The sequence below is a fragment of the Paractinoplanes atraurantiacus genome, assembly GCF_900215205.1.
Taxonomy (GTDB): Bacteria; Actinomycetota; Actinomycetes; order Mycobacteriales; family Micromonosporaceae; genus Actinoplanes; species Actinoplanes atraurantiacus.
The window spans coordinates 1,340,081-1,355,787 of sequence record NZ_OBDY01000001.1 but is presented as its reverse complement, the minus strand read 5'-3'; the positions used below and the strand labels follow the sequence as shown (position 1 = coordinate 1,355,787).

General features: G+C 69.5%; 14 protein-coding genes. 6 read left to right on the top strand and 8 right to left on the bottom strand.

What is annotated here, in order from left to right:
• Positions 1–103: 103 nt before the first annotated feature.
• On the bottom strand, positions 104–1,288 hold the full coding sequence (locus CRP55_RS06475) for an MFS transporter (RefSeq protein WP_097318600.1): 1,185 nt from the start codon (positions 1,286–1,288) through the stop codon (positions 104–106).
• A gap of 75 nt (positions 1,289–1,363) precedes the next feature.
• Here CRP55_RS06475 and CRP55_RS06470 point away from each other — a divergent pair, with 75 nt between their 5' ends.
• From CRP55_RS06470 to CRP55_RS06460, 4 genes are all read left to right on the top strand, one after another.
• The gene (locus CRP55_RS06470) at positions 1,364–1,993 is read left to right on the top strand and encodes a hypothetical protein (protein ID WP_143234425.1); all 630 of its coding nucleotides are present in this window, start codon (positions 1,364–1,366) and stop codon (positions 1,991–1,993) included.
• A gap of 71 nt (positions 1,994–2,064) precedes the next feature.
• Positions 2,065–2,742 carry a Crp/Fnr family transcriptional regulator gene (locus CRP55_RS06465; RefSeq protein WP_097318598.1) on the top strand — a complete coding sequence of 226 codons (678 nt, stop codon included), beginning with the start codon at positions 2,065–2,067 and terminating at the stop codon, positions 2,740–2,742.
• Positions 2,743–2,759: 17 nt separating this feature from the next.
• A complete protein-coding gene (locus CRP55_RS51965) occupies positions 2,760–3,005 on the top strand; it encodes a hypothetical protein (RefSeq protein WP_143234423.1) in 246 nt (81 codons plus the stop codon).
• Positions 2,995–3,435, top strand: a complete 441-nt coding sequence (locus tag CRP55_RS06460; RefSeq protein ID WP_097318597.1) for a hypothetical protein — start codon at positions 2,995–2,997, stop codon at positions 3,433–3,435. Before CRP55_RS51965 ends, CRP55_RS06460 begins: the two co-directional genes overlap by 11 nt.
• Before the next feature lie 40 nt (positions 3,436–3,475).
• Here CRP55_RS06460 and CRP55_RS06455 read toward each other — a convergent pair whose 3' ends face one another.
• From CRP55_RS06455 to CRP55_RS06445, 3 genes are all read right to left on the bottom strand, one after another.
• A complete protein-coding gene (locus CRP55_RS06455) occupies positions 3,476–6,400 on the bottom strand; it encodes a vitamin B12-dependent ribonucleotide reductase (RefSeq protein ID WP_097318596.1) in 2,925 nt (974 codons plus the stop codon).
• A 46-nt stretch (positions 6,401–6,446) separates the two neighbouring features.
• Positions 6,447–6,965, bottom strand: a complete 519-nt coding sequence (nrdR, locus tag CRP55_RS06450; protein WP_097318595.1) for a transcriptional regulator NrdR — start codon at positions 6,963–6,965, stop codon at positions 6,447–6,449.
• 273 nt (positions 6,966–7,238) lie between these two features.
• Complete coding sequence (locus CRP55_RS06445) at positions 7,239–7,562, bottom strand: LysM peptidoglycan-binding domain-containing protein (RefSeq protein WP_097318594.1); 324 nt, start codon at positions 7,560–7,562, stop codon at positions 7,239–7,241.
• Positions 7,563–7,856: 294 nt separating this feature from the next.
• Between CRP55_RS06445 and lexA the strand changes: the two genes are divergently transcribed.
• A complete protein-coding gene (gene lexA / locus CRP55_RS06440; protein ID WP_097318593.1) occupies positions 7,857–8,651 on the top strand; it encodes a transcriptional repressor LexA in 795 nt (264 codons plus the stop codon).
• Here lexA and CRP55_RS06435 read toward each other — a convergent pair whose 3' ends face one another.
• Both CRP55_RS06435 and hflX read right to left on the bottom strand, forming a co-directional pair.
• Positions 8,652–10,838 (bottom strand): hypothetical protein, encoded by a 2,187-nt coding sequence (locus tag CRP55_RS06435; RefSeq protein WP_097318592.1) that lies wholly within the window; start codon positions 10,836–10,838, stop codon positions 8,652–8,654.
• 71 nt (positions 10,839–10,909) lie between these two features.
• Positions 10,910–12,328 carry a GTPase HflX gene (hflX, locus tag CRP55_RS06430; protein WP_101536168.1) on the bottom strand — a complete coding sequence of 473 codons (1,419 nt, stop codon included), beginning with the start codon at positions 12,326–12,328 and terminating at the stop codon, positions 10,910–10,912.
• 176 nt (positions 12,329–12,504) lie between these two features.
• Here hflX and CRP55_RS06425 point away from each other — a divergent pair, with 176 nt between their 5' ends.
• Complete coding sequence (locus CRP55_RS06425) at positions 12,505–13,962, top strand: NAD-dependent malic enzyme (protein ID WP_097318590.1); 1,458 nt, start codon at positions 12,505–12,507, stop codon at positions 13,960–13,962.
• Between the two features lie 92 nt (positions 13,963–14,054).
• Here the strand turns inward: CRP55_RS06425 and CRP55_RS06420 are convergent, their stop codons facing one another.
• Together CRP55_RS06420 and dapF are read right to left on the bottom strand one after the other, a co-directional pair.
• Entirely contained in the window at positions 14,055–14,861 is an 807-nt protein-coding gene (locus CRP55_RS06420; protein ID WP_097318589.1) for a glycerophosphodiester phosphodiesterase, read from the bottom strand.
• Complete coding sequence (gene dapF, locus CRP55_RS06415) at positions 14,858–15,706, bottom strand: diaminopimelate epimerase (protein WP_097318787.1); 849 nt, start codon at positions 15,704–15,706, stop codon at positions 14,858–14,860. Before dapF ends, CRP55_RS06420 begins: the two co-directional genes overlap by 4 nt.
• Position 15,707 lies beyond the last annotated feature (1 nt).

Sequence of the window (15,707 nt, the reverse complement as noted above, 5' to 3'; positions counted from 1 at the left end):
CCAGCAGGCCGATGAGGGGCGGGCCGGCTAAGAAAGCCCCGTACCCGATGGAACCGGCGATCGAGACGCGGATGGCGGGCAGTGGGGCAGGTCTCGGTCTGGGTTACTCGGCGGATTTGAGTGGGCGGGCGGCGGATGAGGCGAACAAGCCGATGGCCAGGGCGACGAAGACGCAGAGGACGGCGCGCAGGACGCCGACATGGTCGGCCAGGAGGCCGATGAGGGGTGGGCCGGCCAGGAAGGCCCCGTATCCGATGGAACCGGCGACTGAGACGCGGATGGCGGCGCGGGCCGGGTCGTCGGCGGCTGAGCTCATGCCTATCGGGAAGCCCAGCGAGGCGCCGGCGCCCCACAGCAGGGCGCCGGCCATGGCGACCGGCACCGAGAGCTGGGTGACGACCAGGAGCAGGCCCAGGGCGGCCGAGGCGGCGGTGACGCGCAAGGTGAGGACGCGGCCCCAGCGCTCGATGGCGTAGCCGCCGAACAGCCGGCCCAGGGTCATCGCGGTGACGAAAACGCCGAAGGCGACGGCGCCGACGGTCTCACTGGCCTGGTAGCCGTCGACGAGGCCGATCGCCAGCCAGTCGTTGGCGGTGCCCTCGGTGAAGCCGAAACCGAGCATGATGAGACCGATCAGCACGGTACGGGGTTCGCGCCAGGCCTGGCGCACGCTCATCGCGGGCTTCTGGCCCGCCGGCAACGGCTGGTGGGGCAGAAATCGGCGTACCACCGGGGTCGTGACGCAAGCCGTGAGAAGCGCGGTGAGATAGAGCTGCGCCCAGATCGGCAGGCCGGAGGCCGCCGCGACGGCGCTGAAGCCGGCGCCGAGCACAGTGCCCAGGCTGAAACCGGCGTGGAAGCGCGGCATGAGGGTGCGACCGACGCGCCGCTCGACGTCGGCCGCCTCGACGTTCATGGCGACGTCCCACGTGCTGTTGCCCATGCCGGCCAGCACCAGCCCGAAACCGGCGAGGGGCACGGAGCCGAGCAGCGTGCCGGTGGCGAGGCCGGTCAGCCCGAGAACCATGGACGTGCTGCCGATGAGAATGGCCCGGGCCGGACCGACCCGCTGCACCAGCGGCCCGGCCAGCGGAATGGCCGAGATCGCGGCTGCGGACAGGCACAACAGAAGCAGCCCGAACCCGGCCGGTGACAGATCGAGCCCGTCGCGCACGGCGGGCGCGCGGGCCAGCCATCCGGCGTACGCCAGGCCGTTGGTGGCGAAGGTGAAACCGACCGCGAACTTCGCTCGGTCGAGGCGCTGGCGATCGAGGTCGATAGCGGTCACGTCTTGAACTTACACGTTAAAGGTCCCTACGCTCGTTTCCTCTAACGGAACGGGGTTTCCCTTATGATGAGCGTGGTGTTCGGACTGATCGCCCTGGCCGAGACGGTGCTGCTCGTTCTGGTTCTCCGGCTCCCGCCACAGTGGACGCGCACCTTGCAGGCCTTGGTCGTGGGCGCTTTGATCTGGGACAACGCCGTGATCGCCCTCGGCTCCGCGATCGGCCCGGGCGCGGCGCTGCAAGCCTTGTCGGTCCCCCGCTACGTGACTCACGCCTTGCTGGTGCCGTTGCTGGTCCTGATCGCGGCGGGCCTGACCGGCGTGGCCGACCTGCGCCCCTTCATCCTGGTGACGGGCCTGCTGATTTCCGTCGGCATCTACGCGGACATCGTCACCCTCGCCCTGGAACCGGCGACGTACGCGGGCACGCTCCGCTACACGAACGCCGCCTCGAACGGCCCGCCGATCCCGGCGATCGTCGTCATCCTGATCCTGATCGCCTTCGGCGTGCTCCTGCTCAAACGCCGGCGATCCCCGTGGCTGCTGACGGGCGCCCTGACCATGCTGATCGCCGCCGCCACCGGCATCCCATGGCTGGCCAATCTCGGGGAACTCGCCTTGGCGGCAACTGTCTGCGTCACCGCGATACAGGCAAGTCCTCACCGTGACCTGGAGCCGCTTCCCACGAACGGCCGAGGTCGACGTTAGCTTGTTGGCCTGTGCACCATCCGAAGACGGCGTCATTGCCCACTAGTTATGGGTACGCATACCCTCAACTAATGGTCGATCTGTTGTCTCTCAACCTGGAAACCCCCCTCACCAAGGAGGAGCTGACCTCTCTCGAGGCCAGCGGCACCGGCCTGATCAGTCGTCCGGCCGGGACGCTGCTGATCGGGGAGGGCGAGGTGACGGACGATCACGCCTTGCTGATTCGCAAGGGCGTGGTGAAGGTGCTGGCCGGAAGCCCTCGCCGGATCGTCTATCTCCGCGGGCCCGGTCAGATGGTGGGCGAGATGGCGGCGATCCGGCGAAAGCCTCGTTCCGCGAGCGTGGTAGCCCTGACGGAGGTCCAAGCTCTACATATCTCAGGCGCCCGGTGGGTGCAGTTCCTCGTCGAGCAACCCCGGGCCGCCCTCGCTCAGATCTACGCACTGGACGAACGCCTTGCCGAGGCGACGCGCAAGAACGTCGACTCATTCCTGGCCGCGGAGCGGAAATTCGCGAAGTCCTTGCTGGAGTTGCACGCGATGGGGGTCGGTGAGGTCACTCAGGCCGGCGTCCAACTGCGATTCAGTCAACGCGACATAGCCGAGATCGCCGGTATCTCGCGTGAGTCGGCGAAGGACACGATCGGCCTGTTGAAGGCACGCGGAGTCATCCAGACCGGCCGCTCGACACTGACGATTCGCGACATGGCCGCGATCGAAGCCATCTCCCTCGGTCACGCGACGGCATGACGTGAAAGCGGGTTGCTGTGGCTGATCTCGATGCACTGAACACGGCGTTCCTGGCGTTCGCCATGCTGGGTAGTGCCGGCTTCAGCTATCTCAAGTCCAGGAACAGGGAGAAGGAGCGAACGATCCGGCTCCAATCACTCCTTGCGAAAGTCTCGGACTCGAATCTGTCCAAGGCCGTCGCCGCTTGGGGCAAACATGAGGAAAGCCGGGCCACGCCGAGCATCCTCTTTCGAGTGCTCGGAAGGAAGTCCGTTGACTCTTAGCCCTCATCCCCGACTGACCCGGCTGCTGAAACTGGAGCTGAATCCGGACCACTTCGTCGTGTTCGGAAGCGCCCCCCTGCTCATGCACGGGCTACGCGACGAGGTGAGCGACCTGGACGTCGTGGCGAGGGGAGCGGCCTGGGAACGAGCGTCAACTCTGGCCGAGAGCCTCGTGACCAGCTCCCTGGGCGGCATGATGGCGAGCTTCGACAACGGCGCGATTCAGGTGTCCACCGGATGGATCTCACCGGGCTGGCGCCCCGACGACCTCATCGACGGTGCCGAGATAATCGCCGGGATTCGCTTCGCGCGGCTCGACCAGGTCTTGGAATACAAGCGCCAGTTGCGGCGGGAAAAGGATCTGAAGGACATCGAGGTCCTGGAACGCAGACTGCAAGCAGGAGACGACAACGACCGCCCCACCCCTTGACGGGATGAGGCGGTCGCTGCCTGGCAATCGCTGATCAGGTTCAGCTGCAGCCGGAGGTGGAGCCGCAGCCCTCGCAGACGTAGCAGCTGCCGGCGCGGCGCATCTTGGTGCCGCAGGTGAAGCAGAGCGGGGCGTCGGCGGACTGGCCCATGACGATCTCGAGGAGCTCCGTGGAGGAGCCGACTGAGGCGGGGGCCGCCTTCTCGGGGTCGGTCGTGGGCTCGGTCACGGTGGCCTTGACCTCGGCCGCCACCTCAGCGGCGACCTCGGCCGGAGGGGCGACCGGGGCGGAGGCGGCCATGCCGGCCAGGTCGACCGCGGCGGTCTCGGCGGCGGCCTCGGCCTGCACCTGGGCGGCGCGCTCCTTGGCCGTGAAGATGCCGAGGTCGGCCCGGGTGTCGTACGGCAGGAAGTCCAGGGCCAGGCGGCGGAAGATGTAGTCCATCACCGAGCTGGCCATGCGCACGTCCGGGTCGTCGGTCATGCCGGCGGGCTCGAAGCGCATGTTGGTGAACTTGCTGACGTACGTCTCGAGCGGGACGCCGTACTGCAGCCCTATCGAGATCGCCACCGAGAAGGCGTCCATGACGCCGGCCAGGGTGGAGCCCTGCTTCGACATCTTCAGGAAGACCTCGCCCAGGCCGTCGTCGGGGTAGGACGACGCGGTGAGGTAGCCCTCGGCGCCGCCGACCGAGAACGACACCGTCTCCGACGGGCGCTTCTTCGGGAGGCGCTTGCGGACCGGGCGGTACTCGATGACCTTTTCCACGACCGGCTCGACAGCGGTCGAGGCCGTGGCCGCGGGCTCGGCCGACGTGGTCGACGCCTTCTTGCCGGCGGCGGAGAGCGGCTGGCCGACCTTGCAGTTGTCGCGGTAGATCGCGAGCGCCTTCAGGCCGAGCTTCCAGCCCTGGTAGTGGATGTTCTCGATCTCCTCGATGGTCGCCGTCTCGGGCATGTTGACCGTCTTGGAGATGGCGCCCGAGATGAACGGCTGAACCGCGGCCATCATGCGCACGTGGCCCATCGGGGCGATCGCGCGCTCGCCCATGGCGCAGTCGAAGACCGCGTAGTGCTCCGGCTTGAGGCCGGGGGCGTCGACGACGTTGCCGTGGTCGGAGATGTGCTCGACGATCGCCTCGACCTGCTCCTCGGGGTAGCCGAGGCTGCGCAGGGCGCGCGGGACCGTCTGGTTGACGATCTGCATCGAGCCGCCGCCGACGAGCTTCTTGAACTTGACCAGGGCCAGGTCGGGCTCGATGCCGGTGGTGTCGCAGTCCATCATCAGGCCGATGGTGCCGGTGGGGGCGAGCACGGACGCCTGGGCGTTGCGCCAGCCGTTCTTGTCACCGATCTTGTTGCCGGCCTGCCACTGCTTGGTGGCCTCCTTGACGATCGCGGTCGCGACGGCGTTGGCCGGGCGGATCGCGTCGTTCGCGGCCGAGTGCTTGCGCATGACCCGCTTGTGGGCCTCGGCGTTGCGGGCGTAGCCGTCGTAGGCGCCGACGACACCGGCCAGCTCGGCCGAACGGCGGTAGGCCGTGCCCGTCATGAGCGAGGTGATCGCGGCGGCGACGCTGCGGCCGGCCTCCGAGTCGTACGGCAGGCCCGACGCCATCAGCAGGGCGCCGATGTTGGCGTAGCCGATGCCGAGCTGGCGGTAGGCGCGGGTGGTGACGCCGATCCGCTCGGTCGGGAAGTCGGCGAAGCAGATCGAGATGTCCATCGCGGTGATGATGAACTCGACGCTCTTGACGAACTTCTCGACCTCGAAGCCGCCCTCGGCGGTCAGGAACTTCATCAGGTTGAGCGAGGCCAGGTTGCAGGACGAGTCGTCCAGCGACATGTACTCCGAGCAGGGGTTGGACGCGGTGATGCGGCCGGTCTCGGGGTTGGTGTGCCAGTCGTTGATCGTGTCGTCGTACTGCAGGCCGGGGTCGGCGCACTCCCAGGCGGCCTTGGCGATGTCGCGGAACAGCTTCTTGGCGTCGACCCGCTCGATCTCCTCGCCGTGCAGGCGGCCGCGCAGGGCGAAGTCGCCACCCTCCTCGTACGCCCGCATGAACTCGTCGGAGACGCGGACCGAGTTGTTGGCGTTCTGGTACTGCACCGAGACGATGTCGGAGCCGCCCAGGTCCATGTCGAAGCCGGCGTCGCGCAGGGCGCGGATCTTGTCTTCCTCGCGCGCCTTGGTCTGCACGAACTCCTCGATGTCGGGGTGGTCGACGTCGAGGATGACCATCTTGGCCGCGCGGCGGGTGGCGCCACCGGACTTGATGGTGCCCGCGCTGGCGTCGGCGCCGCGCATGAAGCTGACCGGGCCGCTGGCCGTGCCGCCGGAGGAGAGGAGCTCCTTGGACGAGCGGATGCGGGAGAGGTTGACGCCGGAGCCGGAGCCGCCCTTGAAGATCAGCCCCTCTTCCTTGTACCAGTCGAGGATCGAGTCCATCGAGTCGTCGACCGAGAGGATGAAGCAGGCGCTGACCTGCTGCGGCGACGACGTGCCGACGTTGAACCAGACCGGCGAGTTGAAGCTGAACACCTGGTGCAGCAGCATCCAGGTCAGCTCGTGGTCGAAGACCTCGGCGTCGGCCTTGGTGGCGAAGTAACCGAAGTCCTCGCCCGCCTTGCGGTACGTCTGCACGACCCGGTCGATGAGCTGGCGGAGCGACTGCTCGCGCTGCGGGGTGCCGACCGCGCCCCGGAAGTACTTGGTGGTGACGATGTTGGCCGCGTTGATGCTCCAGTCCTTCGGGAACTCAACACCGCGCTGCTCGAAGTTGATCGAGCCGTCCCGCCAGTTCGTCATGACGACGTCGCGGCGCTCCCACTCGACCTCGTCGTACGGGTGGACGCCCTCGGTCGTCCAGACCCGCTCGACCCGCAGCCCCCCGCTGCCGGCCGGCGCGCCGTTGCCGTTCGCCCGGCTGCGCTGCCTGCCTGCTGTTACGCCGTCCCCGGCCATACTGCTCCCCCTCGTAACTACTACGTCTGCCACTCGAAAGCCTGCTCTAGCTGTTGATCTTGGGTGCGCGACCGCCGGATCGCGGCGCCACGGCGTGCCGCACCGCGGCCTCCCGGGCGATCGCCGCCTCACGGAGAGCGGTGATCTCCTTCTCGAACTCGTCGAGCGAGTCGAAGGACTTGTACACACTGGCGAACCGGAGGTAGGCCACCTGGTCGAGGTCTCGCAGCGGGGCGAGGATCGCCAGCCCCACCTCGTGGCTGGGGATCTCGGCCGCGCCCTTGGCCCGGACGGTCTCCTCGACCTTCTGCGCGAGCAGCGCGATCGAGTCCTCGTCGACGGGCCGGCCCTGACAGGCCTTGCGAACCCCGCTCATGATCTTCGTACGGCTGAAGGGCTCGGTGACCCCGCTGCGCTTCACGACGGCGAGAACCGCTTCCTCGACCGTGGTGAACCGCTTGCCGCACTCGGGGCACGAGCGGCGGCGACGGATCAGCTGACCGTCGTCGGCCTCACGTGAGTCGACGACGCGCGAGTCGGCGTGACGACAGTACGGGCAGCGCACCGTGAACCCCCTCCAGCAACCCCGCGCAACGGAATCCGGACACGGCAAAACACAGCGTCGCGCTGGTGGACACCAGCTCGCCGCTGTGGACGGCCTGTGGATAACCGGTGGGAGGTAACCCCAACCTGTGGATGACTTACACCCTTGTAACTACTAGATGTTGGGGTAGACGCTATGCCGATGCGGACGCGGGCGCAAGTTCAGCGGCGTGCCGACGCGCCGTATTTTCCGGCTCAACACGAGCGGTTGATCTTTCGTTACGGTTCGAGTCGATCAAGAGCCGTAAGGCAAGATCAAAACATCGCCCGGGTGTACGCCGTAACCGCTCAAGCCATTGAGCCGGCGCAACTCGTCGACGCCCGCTTGACCATGACGGCCAGGCAGCTCGCGCGCCGCGACATCCCAGAGCGTGTCACCCGGCCGGACGACGATGGTAGGCGGCGGGCCGGCGGGCGGCTCGTCAGCCCGCGACGCCGTGGTGAACAACACGGCACTGGCCAGTGACGCCAGGAGGACGAGAAAACCAAGGACCACGGCGCGCCCGCGCCGGGTGAGCCGCAGGGGCGGTTCGACATGCCGTACGCCGTTGGTCACCATCAGTCTCGCCACCCCGCTCGACCTCGGAAAATGATCACGGGAAATGTGATCATCGTACGGGCGTTCGATCGAACGCCCGTACGACGGTCTATCAGAACAGGCGTACGGAAGTCGAGCACTTCCGGGCGACACGCCGGAAGAATGTCGTACAGATGTTTGAATATGTCGTACCGCGCCATTACGGTTCTCCCTCAAGAGGGGTCAGCCGGGCAGGCGCCATCCCCACGGCGTCGCGTTCCGGCTCCGCGAGAGCACCACGTGCCGACGAGGCACTGGCCGACAGGGAGGGCGGACGTGTCGACCGACGACCGGACGAGCCGGCAACATCAGAGCAAGCCTGACAACGGAGCGACCACCACGGCCGCCCTGCGACGTCGCTCGCCGAGCCGCGGACGCGCCGCCGACGCACCGCAACTGCGCTCCGTCACCCCCGTGGTCAGCCAGTTCCCCGACCCGGTCACGGCCGAGCTGACCGCGCGCCAGCGCAAGATCCTCGAGTTCATCCGGGGCTGGGTCGAGCGCTACGGATACCCGCCCAGCGTCCGCGAGATCGGCGAGGCGGTCGGCCTGGTGTCGCCGTCCAGCGTCGCCTATCAGCTGAAGGCGCTCGAGACCAAGGGCTTCCTGCGCCGCGACCCCAACCGGCCGCGCGCGGTCGACGTGCGCTCGCCCAACGAGCTCGTCGACGACGAGGCGCTGCGCTCGGCCCGTCCCCAGCCGGCCTACGTGCCGTTGGTGGGCCGCATCGCGGCCGGTGGGCCCATCCTGGCCGAGCAGGCCGTGGAGGAGTTCTTCCCGCTGCCGCGCGAGCTGGTCGGCGAGGGCGACGTGTTCATGCTCGAGGTCAAGGGCGACTCGATGATCGACGCCGCGATCTGCAACGGCGACTGGGTCGTCGTCCGCCAGCAGCCCACGGCCGACGCGGGCGACATCGTGGCCGCGATGATCGACGGCGAGGCGACGGTGAAAAGCTACCGCCAGCGCGACGGCCACGTCTGGCTGATGCCGGCCAACCCGGCCTTCGACCCGATCCCCGGCGACGACGCGACCATCATGGGCCGCGTCGTGGCCGTGCTGCGCCGGGTCTAGCTAGCGCAGGCCGTAACCCGGGCCGTAGCCCTGCTGCGGGTTGTCGAAGCGGCTTTCGGGGCGGCGGTGGTAGTCGGCGTAGTCGTTGCGCTGCCGTCCCGGCTCCGGGCGGGCCTGCTGCTGGCCGCTGCCGCCGTAGACGCCGCCGCCCTGGGCGCCGCCGCGGGGCGGCTGGCCCTGGGGGCCGCGCGGGGGCTGCTGACCGCCGCGGGGCGGCTGGCCCTGCGGGTTGCGCGAGGGCTGCTGTCCACCGCGAGCCGGCTGTCCCTGCGGACCACGCGCGGGCTGGCCCTGCGGACCGCGCGGTGGCTGAGGCGCACGACCCGGCTCGCCCTGCGGGTTACGCGGAGGCTGCTGACCGCCCCGGGCCGGCTGGCCCTGCGGGCCGCGTGCCGGTTGCCCCTGCGGGCCGCGAGCGGGCTGACCTTGAGGGCCACGCGGCGGCTGACCCTGGGGACCACGCGCGGGCTGACCCTCGGAGCCACGCCCCGGCTGACCCTGCGGACCACGTGCGGGCTGGCCCTGAGGCCCCCGCGCGGGCTGACCCTGGGGACCACGCGCGGGCTGACCCTGCGGACCACGAGCGGGCTGACCCTGAGGCCCCCGCGCCGGCTGACCCTGCGGACCACGCGCGGGCTGACCCTGAGGCCCCCGCACCGGCTGACCCTCGGGGCCACGTCCCGGCTGACCCTGCGGACCACGCGGCGGCGGACCCTCCGGGCCTCGCCCCGACTGACCCTGCGGACCACGCGCGGGCTGGCCCTGCGAGCCACGACCCGGCTGCCCCTGCGGACCGCGACCCGGCTGGCCCTGGGGGCCTCGGGGCTGCTGGCCCTGGGGACCGCGCGGGCCCTTTGCGCCGCCATAAACTCCGGCGCCGGCCGCTGCCGGGACCGCGCCGGCCGGGGCCTTGCCGCCGCCGTAGACCGCGCCCGAGTTCGCGCCGTCCGTCGACGGGCGGGCGGGGGCGCCGCCCTTGCCGCCGTAGACGCCCCTCGGCGGGGCGCCGCCGACGCCGATCAGCTCGGTCTCGGGCTCGCCGTCGAGCGGGTTGTCGAAGCCGTCGACCGGCTCGTCGGGCTCCTCGGCCACCCGCTTACGGAAGCGGACGATGCCGAACACGCCGACGCCGACCAGGATCAGGCCGAGCACGCCGACGCCGGCCACCGCGTACGTGATGTCGCTCAGCTCGAGGTCGGCATACCACTTCTTCTCCTCGCCCGTCCCGCCGTTGGCGGCCGCCTTCGCCACTGTCGTGGCCGGCGTGTAGCGCAGGATGTAGTTGGCCGCCTCGGTGTCACCGCTCATGTCCGACGTCGTGTAGAAGAACTTGCCGTCGGGGCTGTAGGTGACCGCCTCGCCGAGCGTCTCGTTGGGCAGGCCGGTCGTGCGCGGCTTCTCCTTGAGCGCGGCGAGCACATCGCCGTTCTTGACGTCCCACTCGAGCGCGTCGGTGTACGTGCGCAGGGCGACCTTGCCGCCGCCGGGGGCGACCGCGCCACCCGAGATCGTCTTGTTGCCGATGCGGGCGTACGGGTTGCCGGCCGTCTGCGTGCCCGAGACCGTGAGCTTGGCGACGAGTTTCATCGGCACGCCGGTCTTGCCGGTCTTGAGCGCGGCGGTGGGCTGGTAGACGTACGCCGAAGCGTCCTGTTTCTGGATTTCCTTGGTGACGATCAGGGGGGTGCCGTTGCCGTTGAGCAGCAGCGCCTCGGCGTCGTGGTGGGCGTCGGGATAGGTGAGGCGGTAGAGCACCGGCTCGGAGGCGCCGCTGACCGGCATCTTCCACAAGCCGATGGTGTCGCGGCTCTTCTCGTTGTCGTAGTCGTTGTCGCCGATGTCGGCGATCCACAGCGTCGCGCCGTCGGCCGAGAGAACCATGTCCTCGGTGTCGAGCGGGCCCTTGCCGCTGTAGTCGACCTTTTTGACGACCGCGCACTTCGAGTTGAGGAAGAAGATCTTCTTCTTCGCGTCCTCGAGCGAGCCGTCGTTGACGGCGATGAAGCCGGTCTTGGTGGCGACGAGCCCGGAGATCTCGTCGAGCTGCTTGTCGACGATCTTGCAGACCTTCTTGCCCGCGACCGAGGGCGCGCTGACAACAGGTGCCGGATCGTCGGCAAACGCACTGGACGGACCGGCCACCACGAGCCCGGAGGCCACGATGACCGGAAAGACGAGACGCCGCATCCGATCAGTGTCGCATGCGGCGTCCCGTGCCGGTGTTACGCGTGGATCACCTCATCGGTGACGCCGCACGCTCAGTTGCGGAACGACTCCAGTTCGCCAGCAAGTCGCTCGTCGACCCGGATCCGGAGCTCCGTGCCCTCGTCCAAATGGCGGGTTTGCAACACCTGACCGGATCGATGAATTCGGGCGACCAGATCGCCACGGTCATAGGGCAGCAGAACACGCAACTCGACCGCCGGCTTCGGCAGCCGCTCCGCGATGGCCGCGTGCAGCTCGGCGATGCCCTGACCGGACCGGGCCGAGACGAACACCGCGTCCGGCCACGTCCGCTTCAGCCGCAGAACCGTCTCCTCGTCGGCGGCGTCCATCTTGTTGATGACCAGCAGCTCGGGCAGCTTGTCGGCGTCGACGTCGGCCAGCACCTCGCGGACCGCGCTCACCTGACCCTCGGGATCGGGGTGCGAGCCGTCGACGACGTGCACGACCAGGTCGGAGTACGACACCTCCTCGAGCGTGGAGCGGAACGCCTCCACGATCTGGTGCGGCAGGTGCCGGACGAAGCCGACGGTGTCGGACAGCGTGTAGACACGGCCGTCCTCGGCCGCCGTGCGCCGGGTGGTCGGGTCGAGCGTGGCGAACAACGCGTTCTCGACCAGCACACCGGCCTGGGTCAGCCGGTTGAGGATGCTGGACTTGCCCGCGTTGGTGTAGCCGGCGATCGCCACCGACGGCACTCCGCTGCTCTGGCGGCGGGAGCGCTTGGTCTGGCGTACGGTCCGCATGGCCTTGATCTCCCGGCGCAGCTTGGCGATGCGCTGGTTGATGCGGCGGCGGTCGGTCTCGAGCTTGGTCTCACCCGGACCACGGGTGCCGACGCCGCCACCACCGGAACCACCGCCGGCGCCACCGCCCTGCCGGGACAGCGACTCACCCCAGCCGCGCAGACGCGGCAGGAAGTATTGGAGCTGGGCCAGCTCGACCTGGGCCTTACCCTCTTTGCTCTTCGCGTGCTGGGCGAAGATGTCGAGGATCAGCGCGGTCCGGTCGACCACCTTGACCTTGGTCTGCTGCTCGAGGTTGCGCAGCTGGGACGGGGACAGCTCGCCGTCGCAGATGACGGTGTCGGCGCCGGTGGCGACGACCGCGTCCCGCAGCTCCTGCACCTTGCCGCGGCCGATGAAGGTGGCCGTGTCGGGGCGGGAGCGCCGCTGGATCAGTCCCTCGAGCACCTGGGAGCCGGCGGTCTCGGCGAGCGCGGCCAGCTCGGTGAGCGAGTTGTCCGCGTCCTCGACGGAGCCCTCGGTCCAGACGCCGACCAGGACGACCCGCTCGAGCCTCAGCTGACGGTACTCGACCTCGGTGATGTCGGTGAGCTCGGTGGAAAGGCCGGCGACCCGCCGAAGCGAATGCCGCTCCTCGAGCTCGAGCTCTCCGGTCGTGGGATCCGGCTCATCCAGTTCGAGTACGGGTGCCTGGTAAGAGTTTCGCAAAAGTGTGACCTCCTCGGCCCCGATCGTGGCACGTTCCGCCTACGGAGCGCATCCACATAACGTGGCCGGGCGTTATCGATGGAGTGTTGGGATCAGGCATAACGCCCCGAATGGAATCTGCTATTCCACAGGAGCAAGATTACGGTGAAGCACCCGCCAACGTCGGAGGGAACACCGTGGTGACCACCCGCCTGCCCAGCGCAGGATTCTCGATCACGATCCGGATAGCTGTGACCGCGGACGCCTCGTCCATCGGCCGGCTCACCACCTGCGTCGGCGAGGCCGGCGCGATCGTGACCGCTCTGGACGTGGTCGACTCCGACCCGAACCACGTCCTGGTCGACCTCACCTGCGACACCGCCGACTCGGGCCACGCCGACCAGGTCGTCAAGCAGCTGGAGGAGCAGGACGGCGTCGACGTCCGCAAGGTCTCCGACCGCACCTTCCTGCTGCACCTCGGCGGCAAGATCGAGGTCAGCTCCAAGGTCGCGCTCCGCAACCGCGATGAGCTCTCCCGGGCGTACACACCCGGTGTGGCAAGGGTTTGCATGGCCATCGCGGAGAATCCGGCCGACGCCCGCCGGCTCACGATCAAGCGCAACACGGTCGCCGTGGTCAGCGACGGCTCGGCCGTGCTGGGCCTGGGCAACATCGGCCCGGCCGCCGCGATGCCGGTCATGGAGGGCAAGGCCGCCCTGTTCAAGCGCTTCGGCGGCGTGGACGCGTGGCCGGTGGTCCTCGACACGCAGGACACCGACGAGATCGTGAAGATCGTCAAGGCCATCGCGCCGGCCTACGGCGGCATCAACCTCGAGGACATCGCCGCGCCGCGCTGCTTCGAGATCGAGGCCCGCCTGCGCGAGCAGCTGGACATCCCGGTCTTCCACGACGACCAGCACGGCACCGCCATCTGCGTGCTGGCCGCGCTCACCAACGCCCTGCGCGTGGTCGGCAAGCGCCTCGAGGACGTCCGCGTGGTCGTCTCGGGCGCGGGCGCGGCCGGCACGGCGATCATGAAGCTGCTGCTCCGTCAGGGCGTGGGCGACATCATCGCGTACGACCGGAAAGGCGCCCTTCATCGCGGCATGGCCGACATGTCGGAGACCTGGCAGTGGCTGGCCGACCACACCAACAAGAGCAACTACGAGGGTGATCTGGCCGGCGCGATCGTCGGCGCCGACGTCTTCATCGGCGTCAGCGCGCCGAACCTGCTGACCGGTGACGACATCGCCAAGATGGCCGAGAAGTCGATCGTCTTCGCGCTGGCCAACCCCGATCCCGAGGTCGACCCGCGTGAGGCGCGCAAGCACGCCGCCGTCGTCGCGACGGGCCGCTCGGACCAGCCCAACCAGATCAACAACGTGCTGGCCTTCCCGGGCGTCTTCCGGGGCATGCTCGACGTCAGCGCCGAGGAGTTCACCGAGGAGATGGCCCTGGCCGCGGCCAACGCCATCGCGGACGTCGTCGGCGAGGACAAGCTGAACCCGACGGTGATCATCCCCAGCGTCTTCGACCCGCGCGTCACCCCGGCGGTCGCGGCGGCCATCCGTGCCGCCGTCCGGGGCCCGGCCCAGCACAACGCGGCCGCGCTTCCCGAGGTCGAGCTGGAAAAAGCGCCAGAAGAAACCTTTTAAGTACGGATCGTCCGACACCACCCGCCGCAGCGGACAGCTGGGCGGGTGGTCCGGGCCGTCGCGGGCCTCCGGGTTGTCCTGCGACGAAAGCTTCAGGACCAGCCGGTCAGCTCGGCCACGTGGTCGGTGATCAGGCCGGTGACGCCCGCGTCGGTCAGCGCCGGCCACTCGCCCCTGTCGTTGGCGGTCCAGGGCATGACGCCGATGCCGCGGGCGGCCAGGGAAGCGACCGTGTCCGGGTCGCCCAGGACGTCCGCGGTCGACGGGTTGCAGCAGACGACGCCGAGCTCGGTGGCCAGCGGGATCGTGCCGGCCTCGAAGCGGAGGCGGAGCAGGCCGCGGCGGACCGAGGGGGCGGCTCCGCGGACCAGGCGGATCACCTCGGGGTCGAAGCTCTGCACGATCGTGCGGTCGGCCAGGCCGGCCGCGGTCACCATCTCCATGATCGTCTTGACCTCGGGGAGGGTGGCCGGGGGCTTGATCTCCAGAAGGAGCTGCGGGCCGGGCGGCGCCAGCAGAGACAGCGTCTCGGTCAGCGTCGGCACCCGCACGCCCGCGTAGGCCGGTGAGAACCACGAACCGGCGTCGAGCCGGGCCAGCGACGCCGAGTCGAGGTCCCAGACATGGCCGGCACCGGTCGTGGTGCGATCCAGCGTGCGGTCGTGGATGACCACGGGAACGCCGTCGGCCGTCGTGCGGACGTCGAACTCGACGAAGGTCGCGCCGCCGCGCACGGCCGCCACGAAAGCCGGCAGCGTGTTCTCCGGCGCGACCGCCGAATAGCCCCGGTGCGCGACCCGGTGCAGACCGGACCCGGTGCCGCGCTCGGCCGCGTTGGAGCCGGCCGCGCCGGGACCGGCCGCGTTGGAGCCGGCGGGGGTGCCGCCGGGCGGCGTCATCGGGTGAGTGCGTCCAGGTCGGTCTCGCCGGTGGCGACCAGGACGGCCGGGCCGGCCAGCCACCAGGCGTCATTCTCGTCGTGGGTCACGGTCAGGCGACCGCCGGGCAGGTCGACCGCGACGACGCCCTGGGACAGGCCGGCGTCGCGCAGCGCCACCGCGCCCACGGCCAGGGCGCCGGAGCCGCACGCCATGGTCTCGCCGGAGCCGCGCTCGTAGACCCGCATGTCCACGTGCAGGTCGGCGCCCTCGATCGGGGACGCCGGTGTCACGAACTCGACATTCACGCCCGCCGGGAACAGCGCCGGGTCGAAGCCGGGTGAGACGGACAGGTCGAGCGACGGCAGCTTCAGGCCGTCGTGCAGGGCGCAGACCAGATGGGGGTTGCCGCAGTCGACGGCGACGCCCGGGAATGTCAGCGGCCCGGTGGTGGCGGTGCTGGCCGCGTACACCCGAGGGGGTGCCATGCGCACCCGCACCTCGTCGCCCACGAAGAGCGCGACCACGACGCCCGCCCGCGTCGCGATCGGAAGGCCCTCCGGACCGGGAGTGGCGAGCCCGTGGGTGACCAGATAGCGCGCGAAGACGCGGGTGCCGTTGCCGCACATCTCGGCGATCGAGCCGTCGGCGTTGCGGTAGTCCATGAACCACTCGGCCTCGGCCGCGTAGCCCGCACCGTCGGAGTCCTTGGCGGTGCGCACGACGCGCAGGACGCCGTCGGCGCCGATGCCGAAGCGGCGGTCGCAGAGGGCGGCGACCTGCGACGGCGTCAGGTCGAGCGCGCCGTCGGGGTCGGGGACGATGACGAAGTCGTTGCCGGCGCCGTGGCCCTTGGTGAACAACACG